This window comes from Pedobacter superstes (assembly GCF_037622515.1).
GTDB lineage: Bacteria > Bacteroidota > Bacteroidia > Sphingobacteriales > Sphingobacteriaceae > Paradesertivirga > Paradesertivirga superstes.
The window spans coordinates 430,355-454,130 of sequence record NZ_JBBJCN010000003.1 but is presented as its reverse complement, the minus strand read 5'-3'; the positions used below and the strand labels follow the sequence as shown (position 1 = coordinate 454,130).

Sequence of the window (23,776 nt, the reverse complement as noted above, 5' to 3'; positions counted from 1 at the left end):
CAAGATTACAAAATTGTGGAAAGAAATTTGTACTGTTAAGATCATAATCAGGGAATTTGGATTTTGAAATTTTTTGAATTAATATTTAACAAATATTTAACAGTTTTTTAGGCATGCTGACGTTGCATATAACGTTTAACTGGTATTAATTTTGAGTAGAAGAATATATAAGGGAATAAATATGAATAAAATAGGTGTAACACTTTTAACTGCTTTTATAGGAGGAGCAGTTGCAGTCGGCGGTTATAAGCTTATCGAAACTAAATACGCCGATAATTTAAGTCTTGAAGAAAGACAAAAGGTATATTTTACTAATAATCCGGTGAACGTTTCGTCGGCCGGTGATGTGGATTTTGTCCAGGCGGCAGGGGTCGTTACTCCGGCTGTTGTACATATTCAAACAACATATGATGCTTCCAGTCAGAATCGTGGCGGGGGAGATCCTATGGAGGATATGTTTAGAGATTTCTTTGGATCACCCAGAGGTGGCGGTCAAAATGTGCCGCAGCGAGCTTCGGGGTCCGGGGTGATTGTAACTCCTGACGGATATATTGTCACCAATAACCATGTTGTTGAAAATGCAAGTAAGATTGAGATTATTTTAACTGATAATCGTTCTTACGAAGCTAAGGTTATCGGAACAGACCCTAATACAGATCTTGCATTGGTAAAAGTGGAAGCTAAAAATCTTCCCGTAGTAAAGTTAGGAAACTCAGACAATGTTCAGGTTGGAGAGTGGGTTCTTGCTGTAGGGTATCCTTTCACTCTTCAGAGTACAGTAACTGCAGGTATTGTGAGTGCGAAAGGCCGTAGCATAGGCATTTTAGGCGAGAGTAATAATCCCCGCGAGTTCCGTAACCGCCGGCAAGCTGAAGAGCCCAAAGTAAATTCGGCGATTGAATCTTTTATTCAGACCGATGCCGCGATTAACCGCGGAAATAGTGGGGGAGCTCTGGTGAATACGCAGGGAGAGTTAATTGGTATTAACGCTGCAATCGCCTCACAAAGCGGAAGTTATGAAGGTTATGGTTTTGCCATTCCGGTAAATCTCGCCAAAAAAATAATGGACGACTTTATAAAGTTTGGAGCTGTTAAAAGAGGTTTTATTGGGGTTACATTCAATGAGTTGAATGCCCTCAGAGCAAAAGAATTAGGCATTTCGCAAATCAATGGCCTGTATGTAAATGAAGTTGTCGAAGGAGGTGGCGCTCAGGTTGCAGGCCTGAAAAAAGGTGATGTTATTACTAAGATTGACGGAAATAGAATTATTAGTTCCTCTGATTTGCAGGAAAGAGTTGCCCGATTAAGGCCTGGCGATAAAGTTCAGTTAAGCTATATTAGAGACGGAAATGAGCGAAATACTTCAGTTACTCTTAAAGGAGAAAGTTCCGTTAAAATTGCATCCAATAAATCAAACATTGAAGCAAATGAAATCCTGTCTTCTTTAGGAGGTAATTTTGCGGCATTAACTCCTGCTCAAAAGCAACGGTACAAAACAAATTCGGGCGTAATGGTTGCAGGCGCAAGGCCAGGTGGCCTGTTACAGCAATATGAAATTGCAAAGGGCACAATCATCACTCATATCAACGGCAAACCAGTAAATAATGTTGATGAGGTTGAAGCTGCTGTTGTAGCCTCTACTAATAATACTATTCGCATAGACGGAATTACGGTGGACGGAGCCAGATTCAGAGCTACTTTTCCTGTAGTTCAGTAGTTTTAAATATAAAAAATTCAATTCTAAAGCCTTTCGATTAACCCGAAAGGCTTTTATTTTTGCCGCATGAGTTCTGTTGGATTGAGATGGGTTTTCTTAGAGCAAAATTTAATACTTCTGCCAAAAAAAGCTATTTTTTGGGAAGAAGAGAAGGCATTAATAATTTCCGATTTACATATTGGTAAAGTAGGCCATTTCCGGAAAGCGGGTATTGCCATACCAAAGTTGATGGAACAGGAAGAACTCGCAACGCTTTCGGATCTGATCCATGACTTTAAACCTTCACAGCTCATATTTCTGGGAGATCTTTTTCATAGCGATATGAATAACGATTGGAACTGGCTGGAGCTGTGGCGTGAATTGTATCCTACTATAAAAATGATCTTAATTCAGGGGAATCATGATATTCTTCATGAGGATTATTACCAGCAAGCGAATTTTGAATTACATAATAAATTGAGGCTAGGCCCTTTTTTGTTTGTTCATGATAAAAAGGATTTCGAAAAAATTCCTCCGGAGAATGTATACGTATTAAGCGGACATATACATCCGGCTATCCGTTTACGGGGAAGAGCCCGGCAAAGTGTACTATTATCATGCTTCTCTTTTGGGAAAACTGCTGGTATTTTGCCCGCTTTCGGGAAATTTACCGGTAAATGCTGCCTTAAAGAAAATGAAGACGATACTGTTTTCGGAATTTTAAATGACAAAGTTATTTTGCTGAAGGCTTCTTTAGAAAATCATTAATATAGATTCTTACACTCTCAACCGGCACGTCAAAATCAACGATTTTAAGATCCGGTCCCACTATAATATAGGTAGGAAGCTTATTGGTATTAAACAATTCGAAATTTTCTGAGTACGCACCTTTAAAATCCGCTGCGTGCAGCCAGTTTAACTGATTATCAGCTATAGCTTTTTTCCACCTCTCTTCATGTTTATCTATAGCGATTCTTACTATTTCAAAACCTTTTGGGTGCAGTTCATCATAAAGCACTTTAAGCTGAGGAAAATCATTAAGACCTGGCGTATACCAGCTGGCCCAAAACGCAATTAATGTTAATTTCCCTTTAAGCAATTCTATATTGAACGGTTTCCCGTCTGGTGTTATTCCTTTGATTTCAGGGATTTTGGCTCCGACCATAGTTCTTACGTAGCCAGAAATGATTTTTTTTGCTTTTTTTCCATGGGAAGAATTTTTTATTTCGGAATTAAGGCTGTTATATAGCCTCTGGTAGTTTTTAGGGTCTTTGAAAATTTCTTCGGTATTCTGACCCAGCAAATATGCGGAAACCAGGGAGCCTGGATGTTTTTTTATGAATGTTTCAAGTCTTGAAGACTTATCAGATTTTTGAGTTTCATAATATTTATTCAGATCCTTCTGGTTCTGAACATGAGTTTCTATTTTGGGGTATTCTTTAAAATTTGAGTTCAGCCTGATGTCATACAGCCCTTTGTCAAGATAGATTTGATGGGTGATCATTTTACCCCCTGTGAAGTGTATTTTAAAGTCATAAAAATCTGCCTTTTCAAACCTTGGACTAAGTTCAAATTTTTCATCAATTACATTCGCTGACCATGACTTATCGGGGCCGCTAATTTCAATTACCGCATCCTTAAGGCCCTTAGCGGAACCTGTTACCTTTGAATCTTTATAAAAACAACCGGTGAGAAAAAGTAAGCTGAAAATCGAAAGTTGAAACTTCATTTGTATTAAATTGACGGGTTATGCTATTAATTTATGTTTAAAAATGCCTGATTTCTTTTTTGTGTCGAATTATTTATTTTTTTATTGCCTGTTTCGCCTGTTGTCGTGGCCTGGCTGTTTTAATTTTTGAAAATTACGTTTGTTTTTATCTTAAATCCTCATTCGGTGATAATAATTAGCGTTTTTTTAACTTTTTTAAATGCCTGATTTTCGATTTAGGTAAAATGGTAATTGCCATTCGCGCTATTTTAGAACGTTTCTAAATAATTTAAAACTCTTTAGAAAGCTAAAATCTGTTATATAAGTATAGCCTTTTTAAATACTTTTGCGTTTCTAAATATAAATCAAACAAAAAGTAATGAGCAGTTTCAAAAAAACTTTCTCCTCAACTCTGGGAAAGAAATTGATTATGAGCTTAACGGGGTTGTTTCTCGCCTTGTTTCTCGTCGTCCATCTTATCGGAAACTTACAGCTGTTTAAAGATGATGCAGGTAAGGCTTTTAATGAGTATTCTTATTTTATGACTCATTTTTTGCCAATTAAACTTGTATCTTATCTTCTTTATGCCTCGATTATTCTGCACGCGGTGTATGCTTTATTAATCACCTGGTATAATAAGAAAGCGCGACCAGTAGCGTATGCACAGTACAACGGATCGGCAAACAGCACGTGGAGTTCCAGAAATATGGGAATTTTAGGTACTATTCTTTTAATTTTCATTGTGGTTCACATGAGTAATTTCTGGGCGCAATACCACTGGGGAGGACTACCTTATACCCAGTATGAAACGGCTCTTCAGAACCCCGATGCAGTTCGTGTAACAGAATTGCCTGTTTCTGCTGTAGAACTAATGCATTCATCTTATATAGATGCGCAAGCCGGAACCCAAATAGTTGTTGCAAAAGATCTTTACAAAGTTGTTACTGAATCATTCAGTCATCTATGGTATGTGGCTCTTTATGTAATTTCTATGATTGCAATGGGTTTCCACCTTTACCATGGTTTTCAGAGCGGTTTTCAAACATTAGGATTTGATCATAATAAATACTTCCCGGCTATCAAGTTTATTGGTTTATGGGTTTTCAGTATTATTATTCCTGCTTTGTTTGCCGCAATGCCGATATACATATTTTTAACACGATAGATTGATCCTCCCTTATCGGGATACAAAATAAATTCTGTGATGATTTTAGATTCTAAAATACCAGAGGGACCTTTAGCTGAAAAGTGGTCCAAGCATAAATTTAACTTAAAGCTTGTTAACCCTGCAAATAAGAGAAAATATACTGTTATCGTAATTGGTAGTGGTTTAGCGGGTGCTTCGGCTGCTGCATCTCTTGCAGAGCTTGGTTACAATGTTAAAGTTTTCTGTTTTCAGGATAGCCCTCGCCGTGCGCACTCTATTGCTGCGCAAGGTGGTATCAATGCAGCAAAAAATTACCGTAATGATGGTGATAGTGTTTATCGCTTATTTTACGATACCATTAAAGGTGGCGATTACCGTGCCCGTGAAGCAAACGTTCATCGTTTAGCTGAAGAATCAGTAAGTATTATTGACCAGTGTGTTGCTCAGGGAGTACCGTTTGCACGTGAGTACGGTGGCTTGCTTGATAACCGCTCTTTTGGAGGTTCACAAGTATCACGTACTTTTTATGCACGCGGTCAAACCGGACAGCAATTGTTATTAGGTGCTTATTCCGCTTTAAACCGTCAGATTCATGAAGGTAAGGTAAAAATGTACAACCGTCATGAAATGCTCGACGTAGTTGTTGTTGATGGTAAAGCACAGGGAGTAGTAACCCGCGATCTGATTTCAGGAAAACTTGAAACTCATGCAGGGCATGCGGTTCTTTTAGCATCCGGCGGATACGGAAACGTATTTTACCTTTCTACCAATGCAATGGGTAGCAATACAACCGCTATCTGGAGAGCACATAAACGTGGCGCTTTCTTTGGTAACCCTTGTTATACTCAAATTCACCCGACTTGTATTCCTGTTAGCGGCGATCATCAGTCGAAGTTAACCTTGATGTCTGAGTCATTACGTAACGACGGGCGTGTATGGGTTCCTAAAACTCAGGCTATGGCTGAGCAAATTCGTAAGGGACAGCTTAAAGCGAGCGAAGTAAAAGAAGAAGACAGGGATTATTTCTTAGAGCGTAAATATCCATCTTTCGGAAATTTAGTACCTCGTGATGTTGCATCGCGAAACGCTAAGGAAGCGGTGGATGACGGACGTGGAGTGGGCGGATCAGGTAAAGCGGTTTATCTTGATTTTTCTGATGCAATACAACGATTAGGTCAGCCTGCCATCCAGGCTAAGTATGGTAACCTTTTTGATATGTATTATCAGATTACTGATGAGAATCCATATGAATTACCAATGCGCATTTATCCTGCTGTTCACTATACAATGGGCGGGCTTTGGGTAGATTATAATTTGCAAACCACAGTACCTGGCTTATATGCTTTAGGTGAATGTAATTTCTCTGACCACGGAGCTAACCGTTTAGGTGCATCTGCTTTGATGCAGGGTTTGGCAGACGGATACTTTGTAATTCCATATACTTTAGGAGATTATTTGGCAGGAATCGGTCCAAAACCTGTAGATACAAGTCATCCTGCTTTCGCAGAAACTAAAAAGGCTGTAGAAGATAGATTAAATAAATTATTATCCCTTAAAGGAACTAAAACCGTTGATGAATATCACCGCGAATTAGGAGTAATAATGTGGGAATACTGTGGTATGGCCCGTAACGAAGCCGGCCTAACTAAAGCAAAAGGACTGATTCAGGCGTTAAAGGCTGATTTCTGGAAAAATGCTATAGTTCTTGGAAAAAATGAGGAATTAAATATGTCCTTAGAAAAAGCCGGACGTGTAGCAGATTTCATTGAGCTTGGTGAACTAATGGTTGATGATGCTTTACATCGCAAAGAATCTTGTGGTGGTCACTTCCGTGAAGAGAGCCAGACTGAAGAAGGTGAAGCTCTCCGTGATGATGATAAATTTGCATACGTCGCAGCATGGGAGTTTACAGGTGAAAATATGCCGGAGCAATTGAACAAAGAGCCTTTGGTATATGAAAATGTTAAGTTGACACAAAGAAGTTATAAATAGAATTTAGTATCAAGTATCTGGTATCAAGTATCAGGATGTTTAATCTTTATACTTGATACTTGATACTCAAATCTCAAAAGATGAGCGGAAACATGAATTTAACCCTGAAAGTCTGGAGACAAACAAATGCCAGCGATAAGGGAGGATTTGTTACTTACAAAGCAGAAAATATTTCTCCGGATATGTCTTTCCTGGAGATGCTTGATGTAGTAAATGAAGATTTAATTAAAAAAGGGACAGACCCTATCCATTTCGATCACGATTGTCGTGAAGGGATTTGCGGAATGTGTTCTTTATATATTAATGGTCGCCCTCATGGGCCTAAACGTGCCATCACTACTTGTCAGTTGCATATGCGCAGCTTTACAAATGGTGAAACAATTACTATTGAACCATGGCGTGCGTCACCATTTCCTGTTATTAAAGATTTAGCTGTAGACCGTTCGGCTTTCGACAGAATTCAGCAAGCAGGCGGATATGTTTCTGTGAATACAGGCGGGGTGCCAGATGCGAATGAAATCGCTATTCCGAAGGTAATTGCCGATGAAGCATTTAATTCTGCAACCTGTATCCAATGTGGCGCCTGTGTGGCAGCATGTAAAAATGCTTCCGCTGCACTTTTTGTTGGGGCAAAGATTTCGCAATTGGCTTTATTGCCTCAGGGGCAGCCAGAACGTTACCGCAGAGCGCAATCGATGGTTGCTCAAATGGATGCTGAAGGATTTGGTAGTTGTACCAATACTGGTGCCTGTGAAATTGAATGTCCGAAAGAGATTTCTATGTCGAATATTAATAGAATGAGAAGAGAGTTTTTGAGTGCCAAACTTTTTAAAGAAGAAGAAATTTAATTAGTTTTGTAACACGAGGCAAGGAGGAAATTTAAGAGCCCTGATGTGAAAATGTCAGGGCTCTTTTGTTACAGGTAGATATAGTTATTTCTTTTTTAACGTAATTATTACAACTCCATTTTTGCCTTTTTCGCCGTATTTTTCTGTAGCCGTTTTATCTTTTAGCACCTGTATGGCTTCTATGTCGGCCGGCTTGATCTGTTTCATTTGTTCTGCAGTTATTTCTTTCTCCTCTAAGATAAATAAAGGCGGGTTTGGAGAGTTAATAGAATTCCTTTGATTGGTTATGATTATCACACTATCTGTGGAGTTGACACTAGTTTTAGGAACTCTAAGCATAAGAGGCAATGTATACTGAACTCTAACCGGTTTTCCGTTCTGAACCCCTGGCTTCCATTTTGCAGATTGGGCTAATAATTTTTTAGCTGCTTCACCTGTTCCAAAACCTAAGTCCCTGGGAACTTTAATGTCTGTCAATGTGCCGTCCTTTTCAACAACAAATTGCACAATCATTCTTCCTGAAATTTCTGCTTCAGCGGCTGCTTTTGGAAATTTATAATTGCTGCCCACCCATTGTAAGAATTTGTTAACGCCGCCTGGATACTCAGGCATTAACTCAACAGAGGCTTGATTATAAACGCCCGAGGTATCTTTCGGGTTTTGCTCTTCAGCAGGCATTGAAATTAATTCCATTGAGTCTTCAATCTCTTTATGGAGGCTGGCAAAAGCCGCATTAGTGGATTTGGGAGGTGAAGTGTCAGCTGTTTTACTATCATCAGTTGAGACGGTCTTAAATTGCTCGGCCATTGCTCCTTTAACCTCTTTAAGAAGGGTGGCCAAAGCCACATTAGTGGATTTTTCAGAAGAAGTGTTACCTGTGTTAATCGACTGCAAAGTTCCTGACAGCGTAACAATCTTTGCCGGTTCTAATCTATCAACGTTTTCTTGCACTATTGTCGCCGATGAAAATACAAGCATTGCGGCAAATAAGGGCGCGGTTAAGCCATACTTTAAAAGTGCTGTTGTCCTGGATTTGGTTTTGTGTAGCATGATAATTCGTTTTTTTAGGAATGATTGGTTATAGAAATTATTGGTCAATTGTTCTTTTTGAATACCGAAAACAGTGCTGACTAAAAGAAGCGCATAATCAGAATTTCCCATGTGGCCTGATGCTATTTCATCTGCAATAAACTCATGAATATACTTTACAGATTTTTTATAGGCGTAGACCACCGGATTAAACCAGTTGAGAATAGCAATGAGCTCAAAAAATATCACATCGGCTGAATGAAATTGTGACGCATGAACTCCTTCATGTTTTAAAATAGAATCTCTGGAAGGAAGATCCTCAGATACTTTAATTTTTTTGAAAAAGGATTGAGCCTGACTTCCTTGACGGAAGCTTCCAAATGCTTTGCTTAGCTGCCAGAGAAATCTGCTAAAGAAGATAATAACTCCCAGAAGATATACAAAGGAAACCCATTCTCCCATGCTTAGGTCCGGATTTACTGCTGCGGTAAGTTGTACCTCCTTTAAAGCAACCGGACTTAAAGTAGCCCGGGTGATCTGTTCAATTTCTTTGCTGACAAATAAGTTTTTTACCCATTCCGATTGCATTAGAGGTATCAGAAAAGAGAATACTCCGGAACTTAAAAGGAATATTCTGTTCCACTTAAAAAAAGTTTCATTCTTTAAAACCACCGCATAAAACGCATAAAACAGAACCAGGTAAATGTTAACCTGGATAAGGTAGGATGGCCAGTTCATATCATTTATTTTTGAGGTTTTTAATCAGTTTTAAGATTTCGTCGGCTTCTTTCAGATCAATCTTCTCCTTTTTCACGAAGAAAGAAAACATGCTTTCTACAGAGTTGCCGAAATATCCGCTTAGAAGTTTTTCTGTAGCGAAGCTTTTATATTGTTCTTTACTTACAATCGGGAAGTAGCGATGACTTTTTCCAAAAGCCTCATGATCTACAAAACCTTTCGTTTCTAATATCCTGATTATCGTAGAAACCGTATTATAGGCGGGTTTTGGCTCAGGTAATATATCAATCACTTCTTTTACGAAAGCCTTTTCTAATTGCCATAAAACCTGCATAATCTGTTCTTCTGCCCTTGTAAGTTCTCTTAGTTCCATTTCTCTTCCTTTTGCTAATTCAAATATATAACTAACTGATTAGTTTTGCAACTATTAATTTAGTTTATTGTTTTAAAACTTTCATTCCCTACTTTATGTTGAGTTTAAACTTAATTTATAGAATGAGAATAAGCTTCCACGGGGCTGCCCAAACCGTTACAGGCAGCAAACACTTGATAGAACTAAGTAATGGAACCCAGATACTGCTTGATTGCGGGATGTTCCAGGGAATGGGTGAAAATACAGATGGCTTAAACGGCTATTTCGGTTTTCGACCCGATAAGGTGGATTACCTGATTTTATCTCATGCACACATTGATCATTGCGGACTAATTCCAAGAATGGTTGCAGAAGGATTTAACGGGATAATATTTTCTACCGCCCCTACAATGGATCTCGCGCACATACTTCTTAACGATTCTGCCAGAATACAGGAACAAGATGCCGAATACAGCAATAAACACAGGAGAGGGGATGGCTTGGAACTCCTGGAGCCTTTATACACAGAGAACGATGTAATGGAGGCCCTTCGCATGTTTAAAATAGTGGATTATGATGAAGATTTTGAGATTGATTCACGGATAAGTTTGAGGTTTACTGATGCCGGGCATATTTTAGGGAGCGCTGCTGTACATCTTAAGATTCTTGATGAGGGCAAATATCATAGAATTTCCTTCAGCGGAGATGTGGGCCGTTACGGAGATCCTTTATTAAAAGATCCGCAAAATTTCCCTCAGGCAGATTACCTCCTTTTAGAATCCACTTATGGAGATTCCCTACATAAAGATTTGGACGCTTTAGAAGGCCAGATTCGGGACATCATACATCAAACCTGTAAATTAAAAGGTGGCAAAGTGATCATTCCTGCTTTTAGCGTGGGACGAACACAGGAATTATTATATGCTTTGAATGGCTTGCATCTGAAAGGGAGTTTACCTGATGTTCCTTATTATGTAGATAGCCCTTTGTCTGAGAAAGCAACCAATGTGCTTAAAGAACATCCTGATGTTTTTAATAAAAGCGTAAAGGAGACAATGAAACAGGATGACGACGTTTTTCATTTCGAAGGCTTGAAATTTATACAGTCTGTAGAAGAATCTAAAAAGTTGAATAATGACCCCCGGCCCTGTGTAATCATTTCATCTTCGGGCATGGCCGAAGCCGGGCGGGTAAAACATCATATTAAAAACAATATCGGAAATGAAAAAAACACCATATTAATAGTAGGATATTGCGAGCCCTCTTCCTTAGGTGGAAAGCTGGTTGCGGGCAGCAAGGTTGTAAGAATATTTGCTGATGATTTTGATGTAAGGGCCGAGGTGAGGGAAATTAAATCTATGAGTGCACATGGAGATTACGAAGACTTATTAAGGTTTTTATCCTGCCAGGATCCAAATGATCTTAAAACAATATTTCTTGTGCATGGCGAATATAATGTCCAGACGAATTTCAGGCAGAAATTAATTGCCGCAGGTTTTTCAAATGTAATTATTCCGAAACAACACGATAGTGAACAACTATAGCTTTAAAACATCGACTTGATCATTCCTTTTAATGAAGGAAGTTGAAAGTGAATACTGGCCTGTTGTTTTTCAGTCTCAATGTCGCTTGTGCCTGTACTCGAAAGTCCGATTATAATTAGCGCAGGGATCAGCAATATAATAAATGGTGATACCCCCGGGGTGCCAGATTTTTTCATGTCGGTAATATTGAATATCAAATAAACTACAAGTTTATCAGGTCAAAAAATTAATTAGACTAAGAGGGGATAGTTCTAGATGAACAGGTGGTTTTGGGTGGTTAAACGGATTGAGAGATTTTAAGATTAGGCTATACCCGGGGTATTTGATTTTTCGGTTTGATGCCGAGGGGATGGAGAAAGGCAGCATAATTTACACTTTTTATATACCGGAGGAACTATTAAGCATAAGTTGTGTGTTGAGTATTTTAGTTTCAAATTCTGTAACCGGATATTTGCTTTCAATCAGCTGAATCAAAAGTTGGGTCGCCAATTGACCCATCTCAAAGGCCGGCTGCCTTACTGCGGTAATAGAAGGAGTAAAAAGTTCGACTACATTGGAATTTGTGAATCCCGAAATCGCGATTTCTGAAGCATATTCGGGATCAAGCTTTTTGATTGCTATTAAAGCTCCTGTAGTTAACTTATCCTGAGCAATAAAAATAGCTTCGGGCCTGTCATTTAACGACAGAATTTCTTTAACCACTTCGTCGAGCTCATTTTGAATCATCCCGCCGTGACTGCAGGATTTAACGTAGGATTCGTTATAGTCAATATTATGTTTTTTGAGGGCTGCTTTATACCCGGAGAGCCTTTCCCTGGTTATTGAAAGATGGGCAGCATTGGTAAAATGGGCAATTTTTCGGTGACCTGCCTTAATCAGATACTCAGTTGCATCAAATGCTCCCTGATAATTGTTTGCAATTACTTTGTGAGTTTCAATTTCTTCACTTACCCTGTCAAATAACACTATGGGCAATCCTTTATCATGTAATTTTTTGAGGTACGATGTATCCGGAGTTTCTGAAGAGAGGGAGATCAGAAGGCCATCAACAGATCTTGAAGCCAGGTGTTCAACATTCAGCACTTCTCGTTCGTAATTCTCGTTGCTTTGAGTTATGATAACGTGATAGCCGGAATTATAGGCAATCGATTCTATTCCGTTGATGGCCTGCGAAAAAAAATTATTCGCAATCTCGCAAACTACTACGCCAATAGAATGACTTCGTCTTTCTTTTAAGCTTAACGCAATTGGATTAGGGCGATAATTTATTTTTTCAGCATAGTCTAATACAATACGCTTTGTTTCTTCACTTATTTCGTACCCGCCGCGTAATGCCCTTGAAACGGTTGAAGTAGACAGACCAAGTGCTTTTGCGATATCTTTTATGGTTGTAGTTTCAAACCTCATTTGTATATAGCGACAATGATTTTTCTAAAGTAGTAAAAAAATACACGTTTACCATGGTTTGATAGGTTTACACCGGGTCACATTTTTAAGTCATTTTTGGAATTTTAAACAAAAAGGCGTAAATTAATATAGAATTATATAACCAATTATTCAAAATATAAAGAGGCTGATTACATCTCTAAAATGTATTGTCTCCTCTACCTATTGTCTTTAAAATCTTAAGAAGATGAGAAAAGCTTTACTAATCTTTTCTGCATTGTTAACGGTACTGTTTTCAGTGCAGGCTCAGCAACGACAAATTTCCGGAAAGGTGCTTGATAAAGCCGATGGACAACCGCTTATCGGTGCCAGTGTCAATATCGCAGGTGCAACCCAAGGTGCGATAACAGATGTGAATGGTAATTTCAGCCTGGCGGTTTCCGCCCCCGGAGATGTTACTTTAGTAGTAAAATATCTGGGTTACAAAGAACAGCGTATTAGCGTAACAGCAAATACAAATCAGGTAACTATTTCGATGGAACCAGATGCGACGATGTTAAGTGAAGTTGTTGCTGTTGGCTATTCTACCGTACAGCGACGCGATTTAACAGGTTCGGTTTCCTCGGTAGGGGCAAAACAATTAAAAGACATTCCCCTGTCTTCGGCGGCGGAAGCATTAACCGGAAAGCTTGCCGGTGTACAAGTAACAACAACCGAGGGATCTCCCGGAGCTGAAGTTCAAATACGGGTAAGGGGAGGCGGATCAATAACCCAGGATAATTCGCCAATTTATATTGTGGATGGTATACAGATTGAAAATGCTCTTTCAGTAATTTCACCGCAGGATATTGCTTCTGTAGATGTTTTGAAAGATGCTTCTACTACCGCAATTTATGGAGCTCGCGGAGCCAATGGTGTCGTACTTATCACTACAAAGGGAGGTAAAGCAGGAAAAACTATAGTATCCTATAATGGATCCGCAGGATTCCGGGGAATATCTAAAACGATGGATGTTCTGAGTCCTTATGAATTCATAGTTTGGCAATACGAACGCTCAAGAGGTAGCCAGACCGATAGAGATAATTTTGCAAGAAATTATGGCTCTACCTGGGATACATTAAATGTGTATCGGAATACTCCTGCCATCAACTGGCAAGACAGGGTATTTGGCAGACAGGCTTTTTATCAGAATCATAATTTTGTGGTAAGCGGAGGAAGTGATAAAACGACCTTTAACTTTAGCGCTACAGCGAATGATGAAGAAGGAATATTGCTTCAATCGGGATTCAGGCGATATCTTACAAACTTTAAGTTCGATCATACAGCGTCCGATAAATTCAGAATTGGTTTAACAGCCCGTTATTCTGATCAGAAAGTCAGGGGTGCGGGTACCACAGCCAGCGGCACACGAACCACTAACCGCTTACGCCACAGCATCATCTATAGACCATTTGAGCTTCCTACAAGGCCGGCTGTGGATGAGTTTGATGAAGATTACTATTTGAATTCCAATCAGATACAGAACCCTGTTATTTTAACACAGGCCGAATATCGAAATGCTCCCAGCAGTGCAACCAACATTAGTGGTTACCTTTCGTTACAGATATTAGAAGGACTTTCATTTAAAACGACATTAGGTTTTGATAATGCTGCCGGTCGCCAGGAGCTTTTTTTCAGCAAATTGACTCCTACAGCAAGAAATTTCGCGGCCCTCCCGGTGGCCTCTATCAGCAATACTAAAACAACTACGCTCAATAACTCTAACGTGCTTCAATATGTTAAAAAAGGGATAAGAAATCTTCATGATCTGGATTTTCTGATTGGTCAGGAATTTTACCAGACAATTTCTAAACTGACCTCAGCTGAAACCCGTTATTACCCATCGGATATAAGTCCGGAAAAAGCCCTGGCCAATTTAAGTCTGGGGTCCCCGCCTGCAGGAGCATCACAGCCTTTTCCCACTTCATTTGAAGCTCCCCCGAACCGGATTCTTTCTTTCTTCGGACGTGTCAATTATGCTTTCGATAAAAAATTACTGGGCACTTTTGCGTTACGTGCAGACCGCTCAACTAAATTTGCATACGATAAAGGATTGCTTGTTTTCCCTTCTGGTACAATCGCCTACCGTTTTGCAGGTGAGAATTTCATGAAAAATTTATCATTTATTAATGATGCAAAAGTTAGAATAGGCTATGGTGTAGCCGGAAATAACCGAATAGGCGATCTCCTGTATCAGCAATTATATGCTGCTAACGGGTTATATGCCTTGAACCATACCGCGCTGCCAGCATTTACACCGTCCTCTCTGGCAAACCCTGACCTTAAATGGGAAAAGACGATATCGCAAAATGCGGGACTGGACTTGTCTTTATTCAGTGACAGAATACAGTTTACTGCCGATGTTTATTTTAATAAAGGAAAGGAACTTCTACTTCAGGCGGCCATTCCTTCGACGACCGGTTACACTTTTCAGCAGCAAAATATTGGATCTACTTCCAACCGGGGGGTAGAGTTTCAGATAAACGCTACGCCTTTGCGGAGTAAAGCACTTAACTGGTCAACGAATTTTAATATAGCTTTTAACCGAAACCGGGTAGATAATCTGGGTACGATAACTTCCCAAACACGAAGCGCGGGCTGGCAGGGATCGGATGGCGCTGATGATTTTCTGGTTGAAGTAGGAAAACCTGTCGGACAGATGTATGGATTTGTGTCAGACGGATTTTACAAGGTAGATGATTTCAATTATAACGCAACCACGGCCACTTATACTCTAAAAACAGGGGTGCCTAATAACTCTTCAATTTTCGGAAATCCGCAGCCGGGCTCGCTTAAGTTAAGAGATTTAGATAATGACGGACTGGTAACTCTTGCAGGTGACAGGCAGGTGATCGGGAACGCAAATGCCAAGTTTTCTGGTGGATGGAACAACCAGTTGAGCTACAAGAATTTTGACATGAGCGTATTTATCAATTTTGTATACGGCAATGATATTTATAATGCCAATAAGATAGAACAGACTGACGGGAGCTTTCTTAACCTGAATATGCTGAATATTATGCAAAATCGTTGGCGAACTGTGAACAGCGCCGGAATCGTGGTAACTGATCCTGCCGAACTAACTGCATTAAATGCAAATGCGCAAATATGGAGACCGGTTAATAACCAGCGGTACTACCTGCATTCCTGGGCAATTGAAGATGGGTCTTTTCTTCGTGTCAATAACGTAACACTCGGATATACTTTTCCTAAACAGCTGAGTCAAAAGGCTGGAATGTCGAGTATCCGCTTTTATGCGACTGTAAATAATCTTGCAACATTGACCAATTACAGTGGCTTTGATCCTGAGGTGAGTACCCGGAGGTCAGATCCATTAACCCAGGGGGTTGATTTTGCGGGTTATCCGCGTGCACGGACTTTTGTATTTGGCACTAATATTTCATTTTAAAACATCAAGCATGAAAACGATACTATTTTTTGCAATACGACTAAGTGTGGCGGTTGCTATAATCTGCTCCGGTTCCGGATGTAAAAAACTCCTGGAGGTTGAGGGAGTATCTCAATTTACTGTATCACAAGGTTTCTCGGATGTATCTAATGCCACAACTTCTGTATTGGGAGCATATGATGAACTGATGGGAGATGCTAGCTACGGTATCCGTATTAATCTTTATTATCCCTATGATTCTGATGAGGGAATGGTTAGCGGAGCGATAGATAATGGACGAAGAGGAATTGGCCGATATCAGCTGCAGATTGATAATGCAGAATTACTGAACCCTTTTAATGCCCTTTATCGAGGGCTTGAGAAATCGAATTTATGTATTGAGCAGATACCCTTAATGCCGCAATATACGAGCGGGCCCGAAGCGGAGAAAGTTTTATTAAGGCGATTATATGGTGAGGTTCTTACGCTTAGAGCGCAATATTTATTTGAGTTGATTCGTCACTGGGGAGATGTTCCGGCGCCTTTTATACCTTCTTACAAACAAACTGATTTGTTTATTAGAAATGCTAACCGTGATTCTACCTATGATCATATCCTGGCCGATCTTGAACTGGCCAAAGACCTGGTGCCATGGAGGACAGACGTCGCCAGAAATGAAAGGATCACCAAAGGTGCCGTAAAGGCTCTTCGGGCAAGAATTGCCTTATTTCGTGGTGGATATTCATTACGTACCGACACCAAGTTAATGGAACGGAGGGCTGATTATTTAAAGTACTATACAATTGCCCGGGATGAATGTGCCGAGCTTATTGCGAGACGTGATCAGCATACGCTCAACGCTACCTTTGAAGATGTATGGAAAAGATACGTGGCCGCTTTTACTCCCGACCCTGCCTACGAAATAATGTTTGAAGTAGGGGCAGGAGGTGGAAATGCAAATTCTGATAGCCGGATGGGACAATATAATGGCCCAAGCATCAATGGATCTTCCAGATATGGGGGAGGGGGAGGTGGGGTATTGGCTTTGCCTAATTATTTTTATGCTTTTAGTCCTTTGGATACACGTCGGGACGTTTCTGTTCCTACTTATGCAATCAACGCTAATAATCAGAAAACTTTACGAAGATTAGGTGAGCTTACCGACGGTAAGTACAGGAGAGACTGGCGTAATCCCATCTTAGGAGGCTCTCCTTTAAATCTCGGTTTCAATTGGGTAATAATTCGTTTTTCTGATGTGCTGTTAATGTTTGCTGAGGCTGAAAATGAAATTAATAATGGCCCGACTCCTGCAGCGATATTAGCTTTTGAAGAAGTAAGAAAAAGAGCATTTAAGGGAAATGAAGCCAGTATTGGAATTACACCACTTAGTAAAAGTGCTTTTTTTGATGCCATTGTTAACGAGCGCTATCTTGAATTTGGGGGAGAAGCAATTCGTAAATATGATTTAATACGGTGGAATCTGCTTGCCACGAAGATAGCCGAGACAAGAGTGAAAATTCAGCAGATATTTGAAAATGCAGGTCCTTACGCAAATGTTCCTGCATCAATTTACTGGAGAATGAATGGAGAGGAGCTTCAGTTTTTTAGTCCGAATCCTTATTATACTACAGCAGTTCCTAATCCTACTACCGGTTGGACACGCACTGACTGGAGATTACATCTCAATCCGGTTGGCGGGGCAACCACTGATACTGGTATTCCGTTAAAAGATGGTATTGCTCGTTTCTTTGTAGCAAACAAAAGCGAGCTGTTTCCCTATCCTTCCTCTGTGTTTAATTCTTATGGAGGGAAACTTCAACAAAATCCCGGATATTAATTATTAAAAGACCTTATAACAGGGCTGATATTAAGCATTGTTATAGGGTCTTATTCAGATTCGATTAGTGAAATTCTTGGATGTTTCGCCATATAATTTCCCTGTTTTATTTTAAAATGGCAGCAATTTAAATGGGTCAATAGCATCGGGAACGATTGCACAGTTTTTTGTCCGCCATCGTTGGCACAATTGATAAAAACAACGTACACTTGTTAATACTAAATATACCAATTATTCGAAGGGATCAATTTTCAACAGGTTGTAATCTTCCATCAAACAATCATTAATGGGGTGGCATTAAAGCCATGTCTTTTTTATTTTTAGAAATTCAGATATATGTTTAAGCTAATAACTTTAATAGGTTTAATAACCATCGCCGGGACTTTAGGTTTGGTAAACGCACAAACAATCGCATTCCCCGGGGCTGAAGGATTCGGCAAATTCACAACCGGCGGTAGGGGTGGTAAAGTGATTACAGTTTCAAATCTTAATGATGCAGGTGAAGGCAGTCTTCGGGCAGCGGTAGGCTTTTCAGGGCCGCGGGTAATTGTTTTTGCTGTTTCGGGGACCATTCATTTAATTTCTCCGCTATCTATTAAGGGAGATGTAACAATTGCGGGGCAGACTGCCCCTGGAGATGGGATATGCCTGGCAGATTATCCCGTTAGCATATCCGGGAACAATATTATCGTGCGTTATTTACGATTTCGTATGGGTGACAGGTATCAGAATAAGGGTATGGTAAACGGGGCTGGCTCGGACGATGCCTTAAGTGGCACACGCCGGAAAAATATCATTATTGACCATTGCAGTATAAGCTGGAGTACAGATGAGGTCTTTTCAATCTATGCCGGAGACAGCACCTCAGTTCAATGGAATTTAATTTCAGAACCCTTAAATTATTCCTATCATTTTGAAACTGGTGATAAAGATTTTGAGCATCACGGTTTCGGTGGAATTTGGGGCGGAAAACATCTTTCCGCGCATCATAATCTGTTCGCGCATTGCAACAGCAGGACACCGCGTTTTGACGGAATTCGAAACAGCTCTTCTGAGAATGTAGATTTCCGAAATAATGTAATCTATAACTGGGGCTCTAACAACGTTTATGCAGGCGAAGGAGGTAATTATAACATTGTAAACAATTATTATAGATTCGGTCCGTCGACGAATAAAAATGTGTTGAACCGAATCGCCAATCCATACAAAACGGATAAAATTCCTTTTGGGAAATTTTATATCAACGGAAATTATGTTGACGGATCTCCAGGTGTAAGCAAAGACAACTGGGGAGGGGTGATCATGGAAAAAGGCACTAAAGAGGATGCTGAGAAAGCGAAACTTATGCAGGCGTTTCCGTCGGAAAGCATAGCTATCCAATCCGCAGCTGAAGCTTACGAAAATGTTTTACAATATTCGGGCGCCAGCTTTAAACGTGACACTCTTGATCAGCGAATAATCAAGGATGTGAAAAGTCGGACAGGTAGATTTATTGATGTACAGGGTGGATTTCCTCATGGAACAGAATATGCCAAAACTGTAAATGCATGGCCGTCGCTAAAATCAGGTCCTGCCCCAATTGATACTGACAAAGATGGTATGCCCGATAAGTGGGAAAAATTGCGTCATCTGAATTTGTCGAAAAATGACTCCTCAGGATATTCTTTGAGTAAAGAATATACAAATATTGAGGTGTATTTGAATAGCCTGACTAAATTTTAACGGGAATGATTTTTAAATTAATAAAGAGGTGCCTGCTGTTATCTTTTACGCTGATAGCGTTTTCTTTCTGTAAAACAAGTAATAGTAAGCCCTTAGCGGGTTTAAATCCGGCAATCGAGGCGTTAAGTGTAAAACCAGACAAAGTAGTGGCTGCTGATGGATCGGGAGATTTTAAAACAATTCAGGCAGCTGTAGATGCTGCGCCATCAGGCCTTTCTGCTTATTACCTAATTTACATTAAAGAGGGAGTATATAAAGAGGTAGTTACCATTCCCAGGAATAAAACTTTTATTTATTTTAGAGGAGAAAGTGCTGATAAAACAATTCTGACATATGATAATTTCTCATCCAAACTTGACCCCAATGGAGTAGCGTATGGTACCTCGAGATCCTCATCTGTATTTATTAAAGCAACAAATTTTAAAGCGGAGAATTTGACATTTGAAAATTCTGCCGGAATTAATGCCGGCCAGGCTTTAGCTATAAGTATACAGGCAGACCTTGCTGCTTTTAGAAATTGTAAGTTTTTAGGAAACCAGGATACCTATTACGCTGCAGTTAACACTACTCAATATTTAAAAAATTGTCACATTGCCGGAACCGTAGATTTTATGTTCGGAGGTTCTACAGCAGTATTTGAGAGTTGCACAATACATAGTCTTAAAGGTGGATATGTTACTGCTGCTTCTACACCTCAGGGTAAAAAGTACGGATATGTTTATCTCAACTGTAAGTTAACAGGTATAGCAAACGATGCATCTGTTTATTTAGGAAGACCGTGGCGCCCTTATGCCAATGTGGTGTATATCGATTGTGAAATGGGCAAGCACATCAGGTCCGAAGGATGGAACAACTGGAACAATTCCGCTAATGAAACGACGGCTTTTTATGCAGAATATAATAGCACCGGTGAAGGTTATAAGCCTGGAAAAAGACAAAAATGGTCGAACCAGCTAACAAAGCTTCAGGCGCAGGATTATACAGTTGCTAAAATATTAGGAGCCTGGAAGCCTTTTTAATAAACGATAAGCGATTTGATTTATGCGAGGTGTGATATACCATTTTGTGTTTAATAAGTCAATATTGCGTAGGAGTGCGTTTTAAATATTACGAATTTATTTTTACTATCTGGGCAATAAAAATTACACACAATGAATAAAATCTTCCTTTTATTACTAATAGGTATTTGTACTTCCTGTGCGTCTCAAATGGTACAATCTAAAGCGGGTCAGGATAGCAGAGAAGCCATTGCCTTCCCCGGAGCAGAAGGCTTTGGAAAATATACCACCGGAGGTCGGGGAGGGGATGTTTTATTAGTATCAAACCTTAATGATAACGGTGAGGGAAGCCTAAGAAAAGCAATTCAGGCTAAGGGGCCGAGGACACTCATTTTTACGATATCAGGAACAATAGCTTTGCAATCTCAATTGGATATTAACAATCCGGATATAACCATTGCAGGGCAGTCTGCACCCGGTGAAGGTATTACATTAAAAAACTACCCGTTAAATATTAAGGCCGATAATGTGATTATTCGTTACATACGTTTCCGTCTGGGTGATGAATCAAAATTTCAGGGAGATGCATTCGGCGGAATAAAAGGTGTGAGTAATGTAATGATAGATCATTGTTCAATGAGTTGGGCAACTGATGAATGTGCTTCTTTTTACAATAACAAAGATTTTACGTTGCAGTGGTGCATCATATCAGAGAGTTTGAACCATTCTGTCCATGAGAAGGGAGATCATGGCTATGGAGGAATCTGGGGAGGACGGGGAGCTTCATTTCATCATAACTTAATAGCAAGTCATAATAGCAGAATGCCTCGTTTTAGTGGCTCCAGCAGTACGCCTAATTCTGCAGATGAACTGGTCGACTTTCGCAATAATGTTATTTATAACTGGGCGAATAACAACATCTACGGAGGTGAAAAGGGACGGTATAACATTGTTGCCAATTATTTCAGACCCGGCCGGGCAACTGAAGCGAATAAGAAGAACCGTCTTGTCGAACCTTACCGGCCTTATGGAAAGTTTTATATCGCCGATAATGTCATAAGTGGAAATCCGGCAGTCAGCAAAGACAACTGGAGTGGAGGTGTCGATGCGCAGCATCTGGATTCTGTTAAACAGGATTCTCCTTTTAAGGTAGCTGACATCATACAGCATACGGCTCAAAAAGCTTATGATTTGGTATTGCAATACGCAGGCGCAAGCTTCAGGAGGGATATTGTAGATTCTCGCGTTACACAGGAAGTAAGAAATGGTGTATCTGTTTCGGGTAAGGCGAATAATGGAATTATTGATTCTCAGAATGACGTTGGTGGCTGGCCGGAATTGAAGTCAGCACCTGCTCCTGCCGACTCTGACAAAGACGGGATCGCCGATGTTTGGGAAAGAAAGAACGGCTTAAGTCCTGACGATCCCTCCGATTCAAGGAAGATGCAGGCTAAAAGTTTCTATACCAATATAGAAATTTACTTAAACAGCCTGATTAAGTAACAATGTAAAAGAAGAAGTTCCTAAGCAATCAAATTGATTAGGAACTTCTTCTCTACTACTCATTTGCAGCTTTCCCCAGCGTTGCAAGAATTCCTCCGTCCACGTATAAAATATGTCCGCTCACAAAGTCTGATGCTTTTGAAGAAAGGAATATGGTGGCCCCTTGCAAATCTTCAGGGTTACCCCATCTTGCGGCAGGGGTACGACTGATAATAAAATCGTTAAATGGATGTCCATTTACCCGGATTGGTGCAGTTTGCGTTGTCGCGAAATAACCCGGTCCAATACCGTTAACCTGGATGTTAAATTTTGCCCATTCTGTAGCCAGATTTTTGGTCAGCATTTTTAACCCGCCCTTTGCCGCAGCATAAGCACTTACCGTTTCACGACCGACCTCACTCATCATCGAGCAAATGTTAATTATTTTGCCAGATTTACGTTGCACCATAAACTTGCCCACTTGTTTAGACATAATAAACGGCCCAGTAAGATCGATTCGCAACACTTGCTCCCAGTCAGAGACCTCCATATCTAAAGCCGGAATACGTTTTATGATGCCCGCGTTATTAACCAGTATATCAATAGGCCCAACTTCTACTTCTATTTTAGCAATATTTTCTTTAACAGCCTCTTCGTTAGTTACGTCGAAAAGGTAGCCATAAGCTTTAATACCGTTATTGGCATATTCCTCAATGGCGGTATTTAGTTTTTCTTCAGAGATATCGTTTATGATAATCTGTGCACCTGAACGTGCCAATCCTGTAGCCATCGACATTCCTAATCCATGTGTGGCACCTGTTATCAGGGCATTTTTACCTGTTAAATCAAAAAGTGAAAGTGACATATATCCTTGCTTAATCTGGAATTACAGTATTCCTCAGCAATCTTAAGGATGTGCGGTTAGAAAGTAGATGATCTGCGTCATTGGTGCGCGAGTTTCTAATCAGTATTTTTGCGAAAAGCCCTTTTCAGCAGTAAATATTCCGGGTTTATTTAAAATCTTATCTATAAACTGTAATTTGCGCCGAATTTGAATCGCTAATTACATTTATGGGTAATAATCAATCTTTATTTAGTTTACAGGGCAAGGTAGCTTTAGTGACCGGCTGTAACCGGGGAATTGGAAAGGCAATGGCAGAAGCACTGGCAGAGGCAGGCGCTGACATTATCGGAGTCTCTTCATCAATCGCGTTAAGCGGAAGTGAGACCGAAAAAGATATTAATAAGATCGGAAGAAAGTTTAAAGCTTACCAGTGCGATTTCAGTGATAGGGATTCAGTAAAAAACTTCCTTGAAAAGGTACTCGCTGAAAACGAAAGGATAGATATTTTGGTTAACAACGCAGGTACTATAATGCGTGCGCCTGCGGCAGAGCATCCGGACGAAGCTTGGTATAAGGTTATTGATATTAATCTGAATAGTCAATTTATCATCACTCGTGAGATTGGGGCACGCATGGTATCTCAGGGATCCGGTAAGATTATTTTCACCGCGTCGCTGTTAACTTTCCAGGGCGGAATAAATGTGCCGGGGTATGCCGCAAGTAAAGGCGCAATAGGAAGTTTAGTAAAAGCCTTTGCGAATGAATGGGCTTCAAAAGGCGTAAATGTTAATGCAATTGCTCCAGGGTATATCTCTACTGATAATACAGAGGCTTTAAGAGCAGATCCTGAGCGGAGTCAATCAATCTTGAGCAGAATACCTGCAAACCGCTGGGGTGAAACAGAAGACTTTAAAGGGCCAGTGGTTTTTCTTGCCTCTAAAGCTTCAGATTATGTAAGCGGAACTATTTTAACCGTTGACGGTGGTTGGATGGGACGCTAATTTTAATTGAAAAATTTAAAAGAAT

The 23,776-nt window shown here is 40.0% G+C and carries 18 protein-coding genes; 12 read left to right on the top strand and 6 right to left on the bottom strand.

Annotated elements, in window-relative coordinates; translation table 11 throughout:
• Positions 1-181 precede the first annotated feature (181 nt).
• A complete protein-coding gene (locus WG906_RS10710; protein WP_339992590.1) occupies positions 182-1,717 on the top strand; it encodes a Do family serine endopeptidase in 1,536 nt (511 codons plus the stop codon).
• A gap of 66 nt (positions 1,718-1,783) precedes the next feature.
• Positions 1,784-2,464 carry a ligase-associated DNA damage response endonuclease PdeM gene (gene pdeM / locus WG906_RS10705; RefSeq protein ID WP_339992589.1) on the top strand — a complete coding sequence of 227 codons (681 nt, stop codon included), beginning with the start codon at positions 1,784-1,786 and terminating at the stop codon, positions 2,462-2,464.
• On the opposite strand, the gene WG906_RS10700 is transcribed toward pdeM, so the two are convergent.
• Positions 2,430-3,425, bottom strand: a complete 996-nt coding sequence (locus WG906_RS10700) for a TlpA family protein disulfide reductase (RefSeq protein ID WP_339992588.1) — start codon at positions 3,423-3,425, stop codon at positions 2,430-2,432. The two genes, pdeM and WG906_RS10700, sit on opposite strands and share 35 nt — an antisense overlap.
• 358 nt (positions 3,426-3,783) lie before the next feature.
• Here WG906_RS10700 and WG906_RS10695 point away from each other — a divergent pair, with 358 nt between their 5' ends.
• From WG906_RS10695 to WG906_RS10685, 3 genes are all read left to right on the top strand, one after another.
• Positions 3,784-4,569: a succinate dehydrogenase cytochrome b subunit gene (locus WG906_RS10695; RefSeq protein WP_339992587.1), complete on the top strand. Its 786-nt coding sequence runs from the start codon at positions 3,784-3,786 to the stop codon at positions 4,567-4,569.
• 39 nt (positions 4,570-4,608) lie between these two features.
• Positions 4,609-6,543 carry a fumarate reductase/succinate dehydrogenase flavoprotein subunit gene (locus WG906_RS10690; RefSeq protein ID WP_339992586.1) on the top strand — a complete coding sequence of 645 codons (1,935 nt, stop codon included), beginning with the start codon at positions 4,609-4,611 and terminating at the stop codon, positions 6,541-6,543.
• 80 nt (positions 6,544-6,623) lie between these two features.
• Positions 6,624-7,391 (top strand): succinate dehydrogenase/fumarate reductase iron-sulfur subunit, encoded by a 768-nt coding sequence (locus tag WG906_RS10685; RefSeq protein ID WP_339992919.1) that lies wholly within the window; start codon positions 6,624-6,626, stop codon positions 7,389-7,391.
• 84 nt (positions 7,392-7,475) lie between these two features.
• Here WG906_RS10685 and WG906_RS10680 read toward each other — a convergent pair whose 3' ends face one another.
• Both WG906_RS10680 and WG906_RS10675 read right to left on the bottom strand, forming a co-directional pair.
• Positions 7,476-9,158 carry an energy transducer TonB gene (locus WG906_RS10680; RefSeq protein ID WP_339992585.1) on the bottom strand — a complete coding sequence of 561 codons (1,683 nt, stop codon included), beginning with the start codon at positions 9,156-9,158 and terminating at the stop codon, positions 7,476-7,478.
• Between the two features lies 1 nt (position 9,159).
• Positions 9,160-9,531 carry a BlaI/MecI/CopY family transcriptional regulator gene (locus tag WG906_RS10675; RefSeq protein WP_339992584.1) on the bottom strand — a complete coding sequence of 124 codons (372 nt, stop codon included), beginning with the start codon at positions 9,529-9,531 and terminating at the stop codon, positions 9,160-9,162.
• 122 nt (positions 9,532-9,653) lie between these two features.
• Between WG906_RS10675 and WG906_RS10670 the strand changes: the two genes are divergently transcribed.
• Positions 9,654-11,054, top strand: a complete 1,401-nt coding sequence (locus tag WG906_RS10670; RefSeq protein ID WP_339992583.1) for an MBL fold metallo-hydrolase RNA specificity domain-containing protein — start codon at positions 9,654-9,656, stop codon at positions 11,052-11,054.
• Between the two features lie 2 nt (positions 11,055-11,056).
• Here WG906_RS10670 and WG906_RS10665 read toward each other — a convergent pair whose 3' ends face one another.
• Positions 11,057-11,230: a hypothetical protein gene (locus WG906_RS10665; protein ID WP_339992582.1), complete on the bottom strand. Its 174-nt coding sequence runs from the start codon at positions 11,228-11,230 to the stop codon at positions 11,057-11,059.
• 202 nt (positions 11,231-11,432) lie between these two features.
• Entirely contained in the window at positions 11,433-12,461 is a 1,029-nt protein-coding gene (locus WG906_RS10660; RefSeq protein WP_339992581.1) for a LacI family DNA-binding transcriptional regulator, read from the bottom strand.
• Positions 12,462-12,687: 226 nt separating this feature from the next.
• Between WG906_RS10660 and WG906_RS10655 the strand changes: the two genes are divergently transcribed.
• The 5 genes from WG906_RS10655 to WG906_RS10635 all read left to right on the top strand — a co-directional run bounded on the left by WG906_RS10655 (position 12,688) and on the right by WG906_RS10635 (position 21,927).
• Positions 12,688-15,888, top strand: coding sequence for a SusC/RagA family TonB-linked outer membrane protein (locus WG906_RS10655; protein WP_339992580.1), 3,201 nt, complete (start codon positions 12,688-12,690; stop codon positions 15,886-15,888).
• A gap of 10 nt (positions 15,889-15,898) precedes the next feature.
• Positions 15,899-17,704 carry a RagB/SusD family nutrient uptake outer membrane protein gene (locus WG906_RS10650; RefSeq protein ID WP_339992579.1) on the top strand — a complete coding sequence of 602 codons (1,806 nt, stop codon included), beginning with the start codon at positions 15,899-15,901 and terminating at the stop codon, positions 17,702-17,704.
• 336 nt (positions 17,705-18,040) lie between these two features.
• Positions 18,041-19,426 (top strand): pectate lyase family protein, encoded by a 1,386-nt coding sequence (locus WG906_RS10645; protein WP_339992578.1) that lies wholly within the window; start codon positions 18,041-18,043, stop codon positions 19,424-19,426.
• A 5-nt stretch (positions 19,427-19,431) separates the two neighbouring features.
• The gene (locus tag WG906_RS10640) at positions 19,432-20,445 is read left to right on the top strand and encodes a pectinesterase family protein (RefSeq protein ID WP_339992577.1); all 1,014 of its coding nucleotides are present in this window, start codon (positions 19,432-19,434) and stop codon (positions 20,443-20,445) included.
• A 132-nt stretch (positions 20,446-20,577) separates the two neighbouring features.
• Positions 20,578-21,927 carry a pectate lyase family protein gene (locus WG906_RS10635; protein ID WP_339992576.1) on the top strand — a complete coding sequence of 450 codons (1,350 nt, stop codon included), beginning with the start codon at positions 20,578-20,580 and terminating at the stop codon, positions 21,925-21,927.
• A 55-nt stretch (positions 21,928-21,982) separates the two neighbouring features.
• On the opposite strand, the gene WG906_RS10630 is transcribed toward WG906_RS10635, so the two are convergent.
• Positions 21,983-22,771 carry a gluconate 5-dehydrogenase gene (locus tag WG906_RS10630; protein WP_339992575.1) on the bottom strand — a complete coding sequence of 263 codons (789 nt, stop codon included), beginning with the start codon at positions 22,769-22,771 and terminating at the stop codon, positions 21,983-21,985.
• A gap of 206 nt (positions 22,772-22,977) precedes the next feature.
• On the opposite strand from WG906_RS10630, the gene kduD reads away from it, so the two are divergent.
• Complete coding sequence (gene kduD, locus WG906_RS10625) at positions 22,978-23,751, top strand: 2-dehydro-3-deoxy-D-gluconate 5-dehydrogenase KduD (protein ID WP_339992574.1); 774 nt, start codon at positions 22,978-22,980, stop codon at positions 23,749-23,751.
• The last annotated feature ends 25 nt before the right edge of the window (positions 23,752-23,776 follow it).